Source organism: Streptococcus lactarius, from assembly GCF_016642265.1.
GTDB lineage: Bacteria > Bacillota > Bacilli > Lactobacillales > Streptococcaceae > Streptococcus > Streptococcus lactarius.
In genome coordinates this window covers 54549-69933 of the sequence record NZ_MRXX01000006.1, presented here as the reverse complement: position 1 = coordinate 69933, position 15385 = coordinate 54549, and the positions used below count along the sequence as shown (strand labels likewise).

Sequence of the window (15385 nt, the reverse complement as noted above, 5' to 3'; positions counted from 1 at the left end):
TTTGTCCCAGCCTCTTGTTTTATTCTATTAGATAACTTTAGCGGTTGTCCGAGTAATATCATCCACCTTCAATCCATTGGCTTCAAATTTAGTGCGGATAGCATCAAGATCTGTCACGCCATCAATCTGAACCTCGATCACTACTTGATCATCCTTGGTGGGGATATTGACTGTATTTGCAATATTATAGCCTTCTTCCACAATCAAGTGAACGATTTGTTCCAAGACACCAACCTTGTCCTCTGTAAGGAAGCGTACCCGAACTCCTTCTTCTCCATAACCGGAAACTTCAAGGAAGGCACGGAAAATATCACGGTCAGTGATGACACCGGATACTTGGTCATTGTCCACGACTGGAAGGATTCCCACCTTATTCTTATACATGAGGTAGGCTGCATCTTCTAAGCTGGCAAACTTGGATACAGTAATGACATCACGAAGCATGACATCTCTGACCTTAGTCTTATTCAAGAGATAATTCATTTCATAGATCGACAAGCTGGTTGCTTTGGAAGGACTGGCTTCTGCAATCGTTCCTTCTGTCACCAAACCAACCAATTGATCATTTTCAATGACTGGCAAACGGTGCAAGCCTTGTTCACGCATGATATCTGCCGCATGGGCAATTGTAGTATCTGGACTAATATAGACGACTTTCCGCGTCATAAAATCTTTAACAGCCATAACAAGTTCTCCTATGCTTTTGTTAGTTTTATTATACTTGATTTTAAGTTTGATTTCAAACGCTTTCAGCAGTTTTCTCTTGTTTTCAAAATTTAGAAAAATCAAACACACGTACCTTTTTATTCAACATTTAAATCTTGCAAACTAATCTTAGTCACTAGTAACCGATTTATTAGAAAATAAGGAAAGTACAAATACCACAATAGATAATAATAAGAATGCACCCCAAGCAAACTGAAAGTTCCAAATGGATAAACTTGTAAACAAAATAGTTGCTAATGGCATTGATAATACTGATATAACCTTAAAAAAACTACTAGTTTGTGCAAGAATTTCCGGTGGAAGTTTTGCCATTAATAGACTATTTAATTTGGGATTTACCTTACTACTAAGATACATCATGAATGCCAACACACTAAAGGAAATAATTTCCAAACCATTTATCCAACCACATATTCCTATTAAAATTAATAATCCACTATCTATTTGAAGTATTTTAATAAGTGAAAGCTTAGAAAAATAATCATTAGGGGTCATTCCACCAATTAGGGCTGAAACAAATAATATTGTTTGAAGTAAAAACACCGACTGAGCAAAAGATAAACCAAAGGGAGTTATTTCTGTAAATTTCAAATTGTACATTATTAAAATAGCACCGCCTAGCGAATTTAAGCCTAAAATTGAAAATATCATTAGACCAAAACGTACTTTCTCTTGATATTTAAATATACTTTTACTATTTTTGTAAAGGTTCTTAATTTGTGAGATAAACCCATTTTCTGGTGAATAATTAACTTCTGGATGTGTCAATTGTCTTTGAATTTTAAGCAACACCATTGATGATAATAAGAAACTTATAGCATTTATTGTAGCTAAAAAGAAGAAATTATTATGAGAAATCGTTAGTAACCAAACACCCAAAGTTTGACCAGAAATCAAAGTTATTTGACTAATTACTTGATCAAAAGAGTATGCTTCCATCAGTTCTTCTTCGGGAATGTGGGACTGAAACATAGGTAATACTAGGCCTCTTCTGTACTCTGCAATACAATCTGATAGGATGTTAATGAAACATACAATTGAGAAAACTAGCCATGAATTTTCTTTCGATAAGAACGCAACCATAATAAATAATACTGCTTGTATATATCCTAATAATAGCAGCCACAATTTCTTATTCTTTGTTTTGTCAGCCTGCATTGCAATAAAAAGAGCAAAAATCGTTGGAATATATTGTATAAAACTCGCTACACCAACCGCCAATTTACTATTCGCCATACTTGCTGCAAAAACCACAAAAACAAGGTTATAAATAGTTGATCCTAAATCATCAAAGAAACTAGACAACACTAGATTCCTAAAAAAAATATTTCTAAAAAAAACTTTCATCTGTAATACCTTCCTAGTAGATACTTAATAGACATGACTTAAATTCTAATAAAAATATTTATTATTAGAATTATTTTATTCTTCTATATGAATTAACAAAATATCGAAGAATTTAATTGTTATATCTAAATATAGTTTACTACTAAATTTTAAATATTTAACAGAGTTTCAAATATGAAATATCCTATCTCATACATCTAATCTTTTGCCTAATTTATATGTATCCCAAACTGGTCCAATTTCACCTCTAAAATATTAATTAGTTGACTATCACCAACAACTCGAAGAGACTCAATAAATTGTTTAATTTCCTTTTTAGTATTTTTTGACTTTAAATAACCATTTACTAATTTTAAAAATTTTAACAACATGATTTCTAGCATATCATATGGGAAAAGAAGCTTTTCTAGCTCGAGTATAAACAATGGAACTTGAGTATCAATTTTTCTTAAAATTAATTCGCCAATTAAATTTATGTACGTTAATTTTAAAGAACTTAAATTGTGTTTAAGAAAATTATAATCTTTAGTCCTTTCCGCAAGCTGATCTCCAAAAAATAATAGATCTTCATCTGAAATTAAAGTCATTGTATTTCCAAATACATATAATTCAAACCATGTCCAAGATTCAATTGAAAAGAGATAATCTACCAATACTTTTCTATCTTCTATATTTATTTCATAGTTTTGATCTAATGAATGTATCGCGTTTTCAATAATGAATGACTGAATTCTTTGATAGCGATCCGTCTCCTCACTCTGTAATACTTCGGTTAATAGATACTCTAATCCTTTAATATCCTGTTTCAAAAATAAACTGGATATCTTCTTACCTAAAATAATATCTTTAGGTAATTCATAATTATTTAATTTATGGCCAAACTCTTCAAAAGTCATGTGGATTGATTCTATCGCTATTAATAATTTATCAGCACTTAACATCGTCTGCCCATTTTCAAATTTAGACAATTGTGCTATGCTTAATCCTTTTCTAGCAACATCCTTTTGTTTTAAGCCTCTAGCAACTCTTAGTTCCTTATATAATTCACCCAATTGAACTTTACGATCTATGCGCATATCTTATAATCCATTTCAGTCATTAGTAATTACGTTTATTTTACCAAATTAATAAAGGAAATTATATATTTTAAATTATTTTACTAAGAAAAAATCTCAGCCAGTAAAAATGAAAAAAGAAAGGCCTTCAGGACCTTTCTTTTTAACATTCTAGTAAACTTTAGAAATCTTATCCACCAAGGTAGGCCTTGCGGACTTCTTCTGAGTCTAAGAGTTCTTTTCCTGTTCCGGACAGAACGACTTTCCCTGTTTCCAAAACATATCCGCGATCTGCGATGGCAAGGGCCTTGTTGGCATTTTGCTCGATCAAGAGAACCGTTGTTCCTTGTTTTTGGATATCTTGGATGATATCAAAGATTTCTTGGATAAAGATTGGGGCCAATCCCATAGAAGGTTCATCCAAAAGCAAGAGTTTTGGCGTCGACATGAGGGCACGACCCATTGCGAGCATTTGTTGTTCCCCACCAGATAGGGTCGCTGCATCTTGGTTCTTCCGTTCTTCCAAACGTGGGAAACGAGAGAAGACTTTCTTCAAATTAGCTTGATTTTCTTCACGGTCTTTCTTCAAGAAAGCTCCCATTTCCAAATTTTCCAGAACAGTCAAACCTGGAAAGACGTGGCGGCCTTCTGGAACTTGAGAGAGCCCTGCTGCTACAATCTTTTGAGCCGGAACCTTTTGAATCTCCTGACCCAAAAACTCAATTTTCCCAGCACTTGGACGCACCAAACCTGAAATCGTACGAAGAATAGAGGTTTTCCCAGCGCCATTGGCACCGATTAAGGAAACAACTTCCCCTTCATTGACTTCGAAACTGACATCACGGACAGCCTGGATCATGCCATAGTGTACAGAAAGATTTTCAACTTTTAACATAGACATTAGGCTTCACCTCCTAGATATGCTTCGATTACGCGTTTGTTGGTCTTGATTTCATCTGGCGTACCATGGGCAATCAAGCGACCATATTCCAATACATAAATCCGTTCAGTTACTTCCATAACCAAACTCATATCGTGTTCGATCAGCATGATCGTAATATTGAATTCTTTTTGAATGCGACGGATCAATTGGGTCAATTCTGCTGTTTCTTGAGGGTTCATCCCTGCAGCAGGTTCATCCAAGAAGAGGATTTTTGGCTCTGTAGCAAGGGCACGAACGATCTCCAAGTGACGTTGTTGTCCGTAAGCTAAGTTCTTAGCCAAGGTATCTGCTTCTTTTTCCAAACCAAAAATGGCTAACAATTCAAGGGCTTTTGCTTTCAAAGCTTCTTCATTTTTGTAGTAGCTTGGCAAACGGAACAGACTAGCAAAGACATGTGGTTTGTGGTGGTTAGCAAAGGCAATCAAGACATTGTCCAACACACTCAAATCTTTAAAGAGACGAATATTTTGGAAGGTCCGTCCAAGACCACTAGCCGCAATTTTGAATGGAGCTTTCCCATTTAGGAGGTGACCATCCAAGGTGATGGTTCCTTCACTTGGCTCATAAACACCTGTCAAAAGGTTGAAAAGAGTTGTTTTACCAGCACCGTTGGGGCCGATCAAACCAACCAATTCCCCTTCATTGAGTTCCATGGTTACATCGCCAACAGCTGTCAAACCACCAAAGTTTTTCGTTAATTTTTTTACTTCAAGAAGTGCCATTAGTTAGCCTCCTTTTTTGAGAATAGTTTTTTCAAGCTGAATTCCCATGTTCCAAGAAGACCACCTGGACGGAAGATCATCACAAGAATCAAGGCAAGAGAGTAAATGATCATACGGACGCTTGAGAAGTCTTGAAGGACCATGTTCAAAATTCCCAAAACGATCGCTGCCACAACTGTTCCTGACATTGATCCCAATCCACCAAATACAACAATGATCAAGACATTAATGGTGTTGGTAAAGGAATAATCTTTTGGTACAACTGAACCGATAAATCCGGCTTGAAGAGTTCCAGCGATCGCTGCAGTCATTGCACCAAATACAAAGGCAATCACTTTGACTTTTGTTGTATGAATCCCAACTGATTCTGCTGCGATTTCGTCTTCACGAACAGAAAGAGTCGAGCGACCAATCGGACTACGTAAGAAGTTGATGGTAAAGACGGTTGTAATCACCACGAAAATGTAGACCAATTGCCAAGTTGTAAAGGCTGGCAAGCCAAGAATACCTGCGGCACCATTTGTCAAGGAACCACCATTGACGATCAAGATTCGGATAATTTCAGAAACACCCAGCGTCGCAATCGCTAAGTAGTCTCCTTTCAACCGAAGGGTTGGAACCCCAACGATCAAGGCAACAACACCAGCGATCACAACACCTAAGAGCATGGCACCGAAGAAGGCTCCATAAGTTGGTGATTTGGACCCGAGAATAGCCAAAGAGTAGGCACCAATCGCCATAAATCCGGCATGTCCCAATGAGAATTGACCTGAGAAACCTACGATAAGGTTCAAACCAACTGCAAGGATAATGTTAATCCCGATCTGTTCCAAAATTTGGATATAAAAGAGATTGAGCACACCCGCTGCAACCAAGACTTGGATCAAGGCAAAACCTGCGACCAAAAGACCAAGCCAGACTAAATTCACTTTTAAATTTTCTTTCATGGCTTACACCTTCTCTTTCACATTTTTACCGAGGATACCTGCTGGACGGATGAGCAAGATCACAATCAAGATGGCATACACAATGGCATCACGGAAGTCTGAGAGACCGATCGCTGTGGCGAAGGTTTCCAAAAGTCCGATGACAAATCCACCAAGAGCTGCACCTGGAATAATCCCGATTCCTCCAAGAACGGCTGCGACAAAGGCTTTGATCCCTGGTGTCATCCCCATCAAGGGCTCGATGGCATTGTAATACAAACCGATCAAGACACCACCGGCACCTGCCAAGGCTGATCCCAAAGCAAAGGTAAAACTGATAGTCCGATTGACGTTAATCCCCATCAATTGAGCAGCATCACTATCCACAGATACGGCACGCATGGCTTTCCCCATCTTGGTCTTTTGAATGATAAATTGAAGAATGACCATCAAGAGGATAGACACTCCCAAAATCATCAACTGAATATTCGAGATGGAAATCGGACCTACATTGTAACGAACCGTGTGAATGACTTGAGGGAAGGAACGAGTATTAGCTCCTACAAAGAAGACCATGGCATATTCCAGGAAGAAGGAAACCCCGATCGCTGTAATCAAGGCAGCAATCCGCGTCGAATGACGAAGTGGACGATAAGCCAAGTATTCAATCACAACCCCTAAAATAGCAGTCCCAACCATGGCTAAAAGCAAGGCTACAAAGAAGTTGACTTTCCACGAGTTTAATAAGAAGTAACCCATGAAGGCACCTACCATGTAGATATCCCCGTGGGCAAAGTTGATCAATTTGATAATTCCATACACCATGGTATAACCTAGGGCCAAGAGCGCATAGACACTCCCCAAGATTAGACCGTTCACTAATTGCTGGAGCATATGAACCATCCTTTCTAACAATAAAGATCGAGGCCAGGAATCTTTATTCTCCTAGCCTCTTGTACAAATAACAAATGATAATTAAGGTTTAACAGACTCAACGGATTTAACTTTACCATCTTTCAAGCCAATCATCAGAGCTGATTTAACCGGGTTGTGGTCTTTGTCAATTGACATTGTACCAGTCACACCTTCCAAGTTTTTCAACTTAGCAAGGTTGTCTTTCAATTCGACAGAGTTCTTAGCACCTTTAGATGCTTCAGCAATCATGTAAACTGAATCATAAGCCAAAGCTGAGAACATTGAAGGGTCTTCTTTGTATTTTGCTTTATAAGCTTCTACGAATTTCTTAGCTTTGTCCGTCATTTTTCCTTCAGTTGAGAAGCCAGCTACGTAGTAGACGTTTGAAGCTGCTGCAGGAGTTGCTTGTTCAACGAATTTTTCATCGCTAAATCCATCTCCACCGATGATTGGTTTATCAATTCCCATACCACGTGCTTGGTTTACGATCTTACCAGTTTCAGTGTAGTAACCTGGAAGAACAATGGCATCGAAGTCTTTATCTTTGATTTTTGTAAGGGCAGCTTGGAAGTCCGTATCCTTAGATTGGAAGGTTTCTGTCGCTACGATTTCACCTTTGAATGATTTCTTGAAGGCTTCTGCAATTCCTTTTGCATAGTCAGATGAATTGTCATAGTAAAGAACAACTTTCTTCGCTTTCAAGTTATCAGTTGTATATTTAGCAATGATTTGTCCTTGGAAGCTATCGATAAAGGTAGCACGGAAGAGGTAATCTTGACCTTTTGTCAAATCATCTTGAGTTGCAGAAGGTGTTACCAAAGGAACGCCTGCTTTACCAGCATTAGCAACCGCTGCTGCAGTGGCACCTGAAGTTGCAGGTCCTACAAGAGCGTTCACTTTTGATTGCGTAACTAGGTTTGTAGTGATGGTTGCTGCTTCAGCAGTTTCAGATTTGTTATCTTTATCTGTGACAACGATCTTCTTACCGTCAGCTCCACCTTTAGCGTTGATTTCATCAACGGCCAATTGAGCACCTTTTTGTTCAGCGCTACCGTAAGCTGCTACATCACCAGTTTTTTCAAAGTTAAAACCGACTTTCAATTCTTTGCCGATTTCGTTACCAGTAGTATTTGAACCGGAAGTAGAAACTTCTCCACACGCAGCAAGCAGAGCAACACTTGCTACTGTTAAAAATGAAAGAGCAAATTTTTTCTTCATTTGTTTTGATCTCCTTAAATGAATCTTAAAATAAATACATTAAGAATATACCGAATTATCTGACAATTGTCAATAAAAAAAGCGCAATCTGTAAAATGATTGCGTTTTCTAAAACTCTGTAACCTGTTTTTGGGCTTCCAAACGTTGCAAACTCCCCACAAAATCCGTATCCAAATCTTTGATATAACAGGGAAGGACAGTTTTCACGAAGCGTTCTTTCTTCAACTCTTCCATGACTTGATCCGCCTTGTCACTATCCACATACAACTGAACATAGCGACATTTCTTTGAATGGTAAAGGATATCCCCAAGAGACTGTAATTTTTTCCCGTCTCGATTGTAGTACAATTTGACGATCAGTCCCGTTCTTTTTTGTTTCTCAAACATTGCCAAACCCTTTCTCGTTCTCCTACTAGTATATCAAATTTCTAGAAAAAGAACTACTCTTTTATAAGAGTAAAAAGGCCGGACCTTTCGTCCAGCCTTATCCATTCACTCAATTAGCCCAAATTGTTGTTGGTCATCACTTCGTCAATAAAGCCATATTCAAGTGTTTCTTGGGCACTCATCCAATTGTCACGTTCCGCATCCGCATGCACTTTTTCAATTGGTTGTCCTGAATTATCCGCGAGGATTTTTTCCAAGTTATTCCGTGTTTTAAGCAAGTGTTCTGCTGCAATGGCCATGTCTGTTTGTTGGGTACCACCACCAGTACCACCCATTGGTTGGTGAATCATGTACTCAGCATTTGGCAACATGAAGCGTTTGCCTTTGGCACCGCTTGAAGCGATGATGGTTCCCATTGAAGCAGCCATTCCCATGACGATGGTTTGAACATCTGACTTAATAAAGTTCATTGTATCGACAATGGCGAGACCTGCAGAAACTGATCCACCTGGGGTATTGACATACATATAGATATCTTTGGTATTATCTTGGGCATCCAAGAAGAGCAACTGCGCAATGATTGAGTTGGCCATTTGGTCCTCAACCGGCCCTGTTACCATGATAATCCGGTCTTTCAACAGACGGGAATAAATATCATAGGAACGTTCTCCACGGCTAGTTTGCTCAATAACTACTGGAATCATCTATTCTTCTCCTTTAGTATCCATTCATTCTCACTATGAGTGAGGTTCTTATTCTATGTGTTATTATAAACCAATGGTCAAAAAAGGTCAAATCTAAAGTCTCTTTCTGACCCACAATGAATGGTTTTCTCTTTATTTTGTACCGAACAAGCGGTCACCTGCATCCCCAAGACCTGGAACGATGTAGCCATGTTCATTCAAGTGGTCATCAAGGGCTGCTGAAAAGATATCAACATCTGGATGTGCTTCTTGAAGAGCTTTCACCCCTTCTGGCGCTGCTACCAGGCAGACAAACTTGATATGGCTAGCGCCACGTTTTTTCAAGGAGTCTACCGCCAAAATAGCAGATCCACCGGTTGCTAACATTGGGTCTACCACAAAGATTTGACGTTGGTCAATATCTTCTGGCAATTTCACCAAGTATTCAACTGGTTTCAAGGTTTCTTCATCACGGTACATTCCAATATGGCCAACTTTTGCGGCTGGTACCAAGCTCAAGAGACCATCGACCATCCCAATCCCTGCACGAAGAATTGGGACAATAGCCAATTTCTTCCCTGCAATTTGTTTTTGAACGGTTTTTGTAATCGGTGTTTCAATTTCTACATCTTCAAGAGGCAATTCACGCAACACTTCATAGCCCATCAGCATCGCGATTTCATCGACCAATTCACGAAAGGCTTTTGTAGAGGTATCTGTGCGACGTAAAATAGACAATTTGTGTTGAATAAGGGGATGTTTAATGACTTCTAATTTTCCCATGTTTGAGATCCTTCTTTCTAATCACTCTGTTTCAAATCAGAGCAAGCAATGTGGCTAACCCTAACCCATTTCGTTTTCACTCCATCTTTGAAAACAAGTTACCATCGGAAACCATCATTTCCAACTTTATAGTCATCTTATTATACCAAATTTTGTTCCAAAAAGAGAGCCCTTACACTTAAAATTTTTAAGTTTGGACTCTCTTTTTCTATGGAGGGATTACAACCATTCCCTGTATTTCTTGATATAGAAGTGTTTCACGAGGGTAACACTGAGCATGTAAAGGGCTATAACGCCAAGTAATAAGACGAAATAAAGTCCATTTAATTGACTTAATTTTAATAATCGAGCCAAAGGACTGTATGGGAGGAAGGTCACAAAAGAGGCTCCGACTATGGTGGTCACCACAACGGACAAGGCTGGGCGACTTTGAATAAATGGCAGTTTTGGAGACCGTAACATATGAATCACCATGGTTTGCGACCACATGGATTCGATAAACCATCCAGTTTGGAACACCATGATAAAGGCTGCCGCATCGGCTGCTCCTTGAACATACCCGTGCCCTAGAATCATTGGGACAACGATAAAGTAGAGGAGCATATAAGTAAGAATATCAAAGATAGATGAGATTGGACCGATCCATGCCATGAAGCGCATAATGGAATTGGCTTCCCAAATCCGAGGTTCTCTGAGAAATTCCTTATCGACATTGTCAAATGGGAGAGCAATACAGGAAATATCATAAATCAGATTGAGCACAATCAAATGAACAGGCGCCATGGGAAGGAAGGGCAAAAAGATACTGGCAAAGAGGAGGGAGAAGATGTTCCCAAAATTAGAAGAGACGGTCATCTTGATGTACTTGGTCATATTGGCATAGACCTTGCGACCTTCGACCAAGCCTTTTTCGAGGACCATCAAGTCTTTGTCTAAAAGGATCACATCTGCTGTTTCCTTGGCAATATCAACAGCGGTATCCACTGAGATCCCAACATCTGACACCTTCATGGATGGAGCATCGTTGATCCCATCTCCCATGTAACCAACCTTGTGGCCATTGTTCTTGAGGCTCAGGATGATCCGCGCTTTTTGATCGGGCGACAGTTTGGCAAAAACTGTTGTGGTTTCCACGACTTGTGCCAACTCTTGGTCTGTCATGGTATCGATTTCGCTTCCCAAAAGAATCCGCTCTACATCCAGTCCTACTTTTTCACAGACGGCTTGGGTGACCTTTTCATTGTCACCAGTTAAGATTTTGGTCGTCACTCCATATTCAGCAAGGGCCTTAATAGCTGGAGCTGCAGAGGGTTTTGGTGGATCAAGAAAAGCCAGGTAACCCGTTAGGATCATATCTCTTTCATCTTCCACACTAAGGACTTGATCTTCATTGAGTTCGGTTTTGTAGCTGACGCCCAAAACGCGAAGACCTTGTTCATTTAATTGAGCAACTTCAGCGAGGACCTCTTGACGCACTTCATCTGTCAGGCGTTTAATCTCCCCCTTGTATTCAACATAAGTCGATACTGAAAGCATTTCTTCCAAGGCCCCTTTGGTCACCATGCTGACAACTCCGTCTGCATCCTTCACGATAACACTCATACGACGACGCTCAAAGTCAAATGGCAATTCATCAATTTTTTGGAAGGTTTGATCCAAATCGCGAACGATTTCATGCTTTTTGGCTTCTTTTTTTGTCCGATTGATAATAGCCCGGTCCATCAGATTTTTCAGCCCAGTTTGGAAATAAGAATTCAAGTAAGCCCGACGGAGGACTGATAAATCAAGATCTCCATGGATATCCAGAGGATATTCCAAGACGATTTCATCTTGGGTCAACGTCCCAGTCTTATCAGTGCACAAAATATCAATCGCACCCAGATCTTGGATGGCATTGAGTTTTTTGATGACGACTTTTTCCTTAGCCATGATGATAGAACCTTTGGCCAGACTCGCTGTAATAATCATTGGTAGCATTTCTGGCGTCAAACCAACTCCAACACTAAGGGCAAAGACACCAGCTTCTAGCCAGTCACCATCAGTTAAGCCATTGATGACAAAGACAACAGGCACCATGACCAACATGAGTCGAATCAAGAGCCATGAAACTGTGTTCATTTCTCTTTCAAAGGAGGTGGGTTCATCATAAGTATTGATGGTTTGCTCAATCGCGCCCATCATCGTCTCATCACCCACTACCAGAACCAAGGCAGTCGCACGTCCGGAGATGACATTGGTCCCCATAAAGGCCAGGCTTTCACTCTCCAAGAGGCTATCGAGAGGTTGGCGTTCAGCCTTGCTAAGGCAAAGCTTTTCAACAGCATCACTTTCCCCCGTGAGACCCGATTGTTGGACAAAGAAGTCACGGGAATCGATCAAGACCACATCTGCTGGGATCATGTCACCGGCACTGAGTTTGACCACATCACCTACGACAATCTCATCAATGGGAATTTCTTGTTCCGATCCATCACGCAGAACGGTCGCTGTATTGACAATCATACGAGACAGGTTGCTTGCAGCCTTGTCACTTCTTAATTCTTGAATAAAGCGAATTCCACCAGAAATCAAGACCAAGGTCACAATGATGATGGAGGTCGTTGGATCTTGCTCACCTGGTTTTGCTAGCCAGACATTGGTGATGAAGGAAACCAGGGCAATGACTAACAAAATCACTGTAAAGGGGTTGATAATCGATTCGTAGATCTTTTTGAGGATAGAATCTTCTTGGCCTTTGGTGATGATATTGTCACCATAGGTATCCCGGTTTTCTTCTACTTGTTCTTCAATTAAACCACGAGCACTTGTTTTGTAATGAGCAAATGTCTTTTCAAGCGGTTCTTGCAGTGCTGCGAGGAGTCTTTCTTTATTTGTTTGCATTGGTATCTCCTTTTTAAATCAGGAGCCAATCACTTATGGAGTCCCTACGACACAAATCAGCGATTGGCTGGTTGGGTGCGGTTCGGGATGATCGTCGATTTGTATCATAGCTTTCTCCTTTCTCCTTTTTGGTAGGTATCAAAAAGAGTCCTACCCTGATCGGTAGGACTCCTGAAACTCGTCATTTATTTTTCAAACAATACTCTCAAAAAATAGACCGTCCAAGCTTTAGCTCCACAAGGCAATGAAATGATCTTAGTCTTGACCTTTGCGATCAGGACTGTTAACCAACGAGTAGTGTCTCCACTGCTTTGCGGTAGTCATCCGTATCCTTGTGGTAGCCTCACCTACCGTTTTTCCGAGTTTATTGTACTCCTTCATGAGCAGAAAGTCAACACCTATTTGTGAAAAGTTTCCACCAATCGTTTGGTGATCTCTTCAATGAGAGTAAAGGGTGCTGCGACATTGAGGCGGGCATGCAAGGTTCCTTCTTTTCCGAAATCTGTTCCACGGTTCAAAATCAATTTGGCTTGGTCATGGATTTTAGCATGTAGCTCATCATCGGTATAAGGATAGTCTGAAAAGTCCAACCAAAGCAGATAGGTTCCTTGGGGTTTCATGACGCGGATTTGGGTCTTTTCATGCAATTCCTTCACCACATAATCAATATGTTTTTCAAGGACCTGCTTGAGCTCTGTTAACCAAGGCTTGCCATAGCGGTAGGCCGCTTCTGTAGCAATATATCCCAGGCCAGAAATCTCATGTTGGTTATTGGCCAGTTGTTGTTGCTTGAAGGCTGTCCGAAGTCTCGCATTTTCAATGACCACATAGGAATTTTTAGTCCCTGCAATGTTGAAGGTCTTGGTGGCACTACTTAAAATCAAGCTGAAGTCTTTAAAACTTGGATCGACCGTGTTAAAGCTCGTATGACGGTTCCCAAACAAGGCCAAGTCTTGGTGAATTTCGTCTGACACCAGCAAGACTCCGTGTTTTTGACAAAGGCGACCAATTCTTTCCAAAACGTCACGATCCCAGACACGACCACCAGGATTATGGGGGTTACACAAGGCATAGAGTTTGACGTCTTGCTCCACAAGATCCTTTTCTAGTTGATCAAAATCTATTTGAAAGAGACCATCTTTTTCAACCAAAGAATTTTCGATCAATTTTCGACGATTGAGTTTGATACTTCGTGCAAAAGGAGGATAGACCGGTGTATTGATTAAGACAGCATCCCCTTCCTTGGTGAAGGCTTGAATGGCTGTTGAAATAGCTGGAACAACTCCTTCGATAAAGACGATGGCCTCCTTGTCAAAGGCATAGCCATGCTCTTCTTTTTCCCAATCCATAATCGACTGGTAGAGGCTGTCCGATGCATAGGTATAACCATAAACCATTTGGTCCGCATAGCCGATGACAGCTTCTCTCACTTCTGGGATCACGTTAAAATCCATGTCCGCGATCCAAGCCGGAATGATCTCTGGATCCGACTCTGTCTCTTTCCATTTGTAGGTATGGTGGGTCAACCGATTGGGTAAGGTCGTAAAATCATACTTAGTCATCTTAAGCCTCCAATGCTTGTTTCAAATCTTCAATCAAATCATCCGCATCTTCGATTCCGATAGACAAACGAAGAAGATCATCTGTCAAGCCGTATGAATGACGAACTTCTGCAGGAATATCTGCATGGGTTTGAGTGGTCGGATAAGTGATCAAGCTCTCCACTCCGCCAAGACTTTCTGCAAAAGTAAAGACTTGAAGGGAATTCAGCAAGTTGGGAATTTTTTTCTCATCTTGAATTTTAAAGGAGATCATTCCACCTTTTCCAGTGTAGAGGACTTCTTTGACCTGAGGGGAGGATTTTAAGAATTCGACCACCTTGCGCGCATTCTCTGTGGAGCGCTCCATTCGAATCGAAAGGGTCTTGAGACCACGAATCAAGAGATAGCTGTCAAATGGTGAAAGAACAGCACCTGTCGTGTTCAAATTGTAAAAGAGCTTGTCATACAAGTCTGCATCATTTGTCACGACAACACCAGCCAAGACATCGTTGTGACCAGCTAGGTACTTAGTTGCTGAATGGAGCACAATATCCGCTCCCTCTTCAATTGGGCGTTGGTAGATAGGACTGTAGAAAGTATTGTCCACCACGACTTTGGCACCTTTTGCGTGGGCCAATTTTGCTAAATGAGCAATATCAAATTCCAACATCAATGGGTTGGTAGGCGTTTCAATATAGAGGACATCCACTTGATCTTTTTCTAGGTGTTGGATCAGTTCTTCTTCTGTATTGGCATAGGTGAAAGAGAAACGACCTTCTTGCTCTTGTTGGTTAAACCAGCGGAAAGAGCCTCCATAAAGGTCACGAACCGCTAAAACTTTCGATCCAACAGGAAAAATGCTAAAAGCAAGCACAATGGCTGACATTCCAGAGCTTGTCGCCAAAGCATAGTCCGCACTTTCGATAGCTGCCAAGGTCTTTTCAACAGTCGCACGTGTTGGGTTTTTCGTACGGGTATAGTCAAAACCTGTAGACTGACCAAATTCTGGGTGTTGGTAAGTCGTCGAGAAATGCAAAGGCGTGGTCAAAGCCCCAGTAGCTGTATCTGACTTGATTCCTGCCTGTGCCAAAATAGTATTGATATTGCGTTGTTTACTCATATGCCCCTCCAATAATTATACAATCTAACTGCCTACTATTTTATCACTATTATAGGGTCAGCGGTTTTCTCATTTTCAAGACCTAGCTATAGTTTCAAACTATAAGAAAAGAGAGTGGGACAGAAATCGGTCATTCGTT

At 40.4% G+C, this 15385-nt stretch carries 14 protein-coding genes and 1 riboswitch; all 14 genes read right to left on the bottom strand.

Annotated features, from left to right (window positions below; all coding sequences use genetic code 11):
* Positions 1-27: 27 nt before the first annotated feature.
* Positions 28-684, bottom strand: a complete 657-nt coding sequence (locus tag BTU61_RS04880) for a CBS domain-containing protein (RefSeq protein WP_200772579.1) — start codon at positions 682-684, stop codon at positions 28-30.
* Positions 685-834: 150 nt separating this feature from the next.
* Entirely contained in the window at positions 835-2073 is a 1239-nt protein-coding gene (locus BTU61_RS04875) for an MFS transporter (protein ID WP_200772578.1), read from the bottom strand.
* A 209-nt stretch (positions 2074-2282) separates the two neighbouring features.
* Positions 2283-3149 (bottom strand): Rgg/GadR/MutR family transcriptional regulator, encoded by an 867-nt coding sequence (locus BTU61_RS04870; RefSeq protein ID WP_200772577.1) that lies wholly within the window; start codon positions 3147-3149, stop codon positions 2283-2285.
* A 169-nt stretch (positions 3150-3318) separates the two neighbouring features.
* The gene (locus tag BTU61_RS04865) at positions 3319-4029 is read right to left on the bottom strand and encodes an ABC transporter ATP-binding protein (RefSeq protein WP_200772575.1); all 711 of its coding nucleotides are present in this window, start codon (positions 4027-4029) and stop codon (positions 3319-3321) included.
* Complete coding sequence (locus BTU61_RS04860; protein WP_200772574.1) at positions 4029-4793, bottom strand: ABC transporter ATP-binding protein; 765 nt, start codon at positions 4791-4793, stop codon at positions 4029-4031. The genes BTU61_RS04865 and BTU61_RS04860 overlap by 1 nt, the downstream gene beginning before the upstream one ends.
* Positions 4793-5740, bottom strand: coding sequence for a branched-chain amino acid ABC transporter permease (locus tag BTU61_RS04855; protein ID WP_200772573.1), 948 nt, complete (start codon positions 5738-5740; stop codon positions 4793-4795). The genes BTU61_RS04860 and BTU61_RS04855 overlap by 1 nt, the downstream gene beginning before the upstream one ends.
* A 3-nt stretch (positions 5741-5743) precedes the next feature.
* Positions 5744-6613 (bottom strand): branched-chain amino acid ABC transporter permease, encoded by an 870-nt coding sequence (locus BTU61_RS04850; protein WP_200772571.1) that lies wholly within the window; start codon positions 6611-6613, stop codon positions 5744-5746.
* Between the two features lie 81 nt (positions 6614-6694).
* On the bottom strand, positions 6695-7852 hold the full coding sequence (locus BTU61_RS04845; protein ID WP_200772570.1) for an ABC transporter substrate-binding protein: 1158 nt from the start codon (positions 7850-7852) through the stop codon (positions 6695-6697).
* A gap of 108 nt (positions 7853-7960) precedes the next feature.
* Positions 7961-8239, bottom strand: a complete 279-nt coding sequence (locus tag BTU61_RS04840; RefSeq protein WP_200772568.1) for a DUF2129 domain-containing protein — start codon at positions 8237-8239, stop codon at positions 7961-7963.
* Between the two features lie 113 nt (positions 8240-8352).
* Entirely contained in the window at positions 8353-8943 is a 591-nt protein-coding gene (locus tag BTU61_RS04835; RefSeq protein WP_187540319.1) for an ATP-dependent Clp protease proteolytic subunit, read from the bottom strand.
* A 132-nt stretch (positions 8944-9075) separates the two neighbouring features.
* The gene (upp, locus tag BTU61_RS04830) at positions 9076-9705 is read right to left on the bottom strand and encodes a uracil phosphoribosyltransferase (protein WP_187540317.1); all 630 of its coding nucleotides are present in this window, start codon (positions 9703-9705) and stop codon (positions 9076-9078) included.
* A 219-nt stretch (positions 9706-9924) separates the two neighbouring features.
* Positions 9925-12585 (bottom strand): magnesium-translocating P-type ATPase, encoded by a 2661-nt coding sequence (gene mgtA / locus BTU61_RS04825; protein WP_200772567.1) that lies wholly within the window; start codon positions 12583-12585, stop codon positions 9925-9927.
* A 208-nt stretch (positions 12586-12793) separates the two neighbouring features.
* Positions 12794-12947: riboswitch (M-box (ykoK) riboswitch) on the bottom strand.
* Between the two features lie 36 nt (positions 12948-12983).
* Positions 12984-14147, bottom strand: a complete 1164-nt coding sequence (locus BTU61_RS04820) for a MalY/PatB family protein (protein ID WP_200772566.1) — start codon at positions 14145-14147, stop codon at positions 12984-12986.
* 1 nt (position 14148) lies between these two features.
* The gene (locus tag BTU61_RS04815; RefSeq protein ID WP_200772564.1) at positions 14149-15246 is read right to left on the bottom strand and encodes a cystathionine gamma-synthase; all 1098 of its coding nucleotides are present in this window, start codon (positions 15244-15246) and stop codon (positions 14149-14151) included.
* Positions 15247-15385: the final 139 nt, after the last annotated feature.

What these genes read in the sequence shown, in the direction of transcription:
- BTU61_RS04860 (WP_200772574.1), bottom strand. Translation starts at nt 4,793, where the DNA reads ATGGCACTTCTTGAAGTAAAAAAATTAACGAAAAACTTTGGTGGTTTG.
- BTU61_RS04850 (WP_200772571.1), bottom strand. Translation starts at nt 6,613, where the DNA reads ATGCTCCAGCAATTAGTGAACGGTCTAATCTTGGGGAGTGTCTATGCG.
- mgtA (WP_200772567.1), bottom strand. Translation starts at nt 12,585, where the DNA reads ATGCAAACAAATAAAGAAAGACTCCTCGCAGCACTGCAAGAACCGCTT.
- BTU61_RS04845 (WP_200772570.1), bottom strand. Translation starts at nt 7,852, where the DNA reads ATGAAGAAAAAATTTGCTCTTTCATTTTTAACAGTAGCAAGTGTTGCT.
- upp (WP_187540317.1), bottom strand. Translation starts at nt 9,705, where the DNA reads ATGGGAAAATTAGAAGTCATTAAACATCCCCTTATTCAACACAAATTG.
- BTU61_RS04820 (WP_200772566.1), bottom strand. Translation starts at nt 14,147, where the DNA reads ATGACTAAGTATGATTTTACGACCTTACCCAATCGGTTGACCCACCAT.
- BTU61_RS04855 (WP_200772573.1), bottom strand. Translation starts at nt 5,740, where the DNA reads ATGAAAGAAAATTTAAAAGTGAATTTAGTCTGGCTTGGTCTTTTGGTC.
- BTU61_RS04835 (WP_187540319.1), bottom strand. Translation starts at nt 8,943, where the DNA reads ATGATTCCAGTAGTTATTGAGCAAACTAGCCGTGGAGAACGTTCCTAT.
- BTU61_RS04865 (WP_200772575.1), bottom strand. Translation starts at nt 4,029, where the DNA reads ATGTCTATGTTAAAAGTTGAAAATCTTTCTGTACACTATGGCATGATC.
- BTU61_RS04880 (WP_200772579.1), bottom strand. Translation starts at nt 684, where the DNA reads ATGGCTGTTAAAGATTTTATGACGCGGAAAGTCGTCTATATTAGTCCA.
- BTU61_RS04840 (WP_200772568.1), bottom strand. Translation starts at nt 8,239, where the DNA reads ATGTTTGAGAAACAAAAAAGAACGGGACTGATCGTCAAATTGTACTAC.
- BTU61_RS04815 (WP_200772564.1), bottom strand. Translation starts at nt 15,246, where the DNA reads ATGAGTAAACAACGCAATATCAATACTATTTTGGCACAGGCAGGAATC.
- BTU61_RS04875 (WP_200772578.1), bottom strand. Translation starts at nt 2,073, where the DNA reads ATGAAAGTTTTTTTTAGAAATATTTTTTTTAGGAATCTAGTGTTGTCT.
- BTU61_RS04870 (WP_200772577.1), bottom strand. Translation starts at nt 3,149, where the DNA reads ATGCGCATAGATCGTAAAGTTCAATTGGGTGAATTATATAAGGAACTA.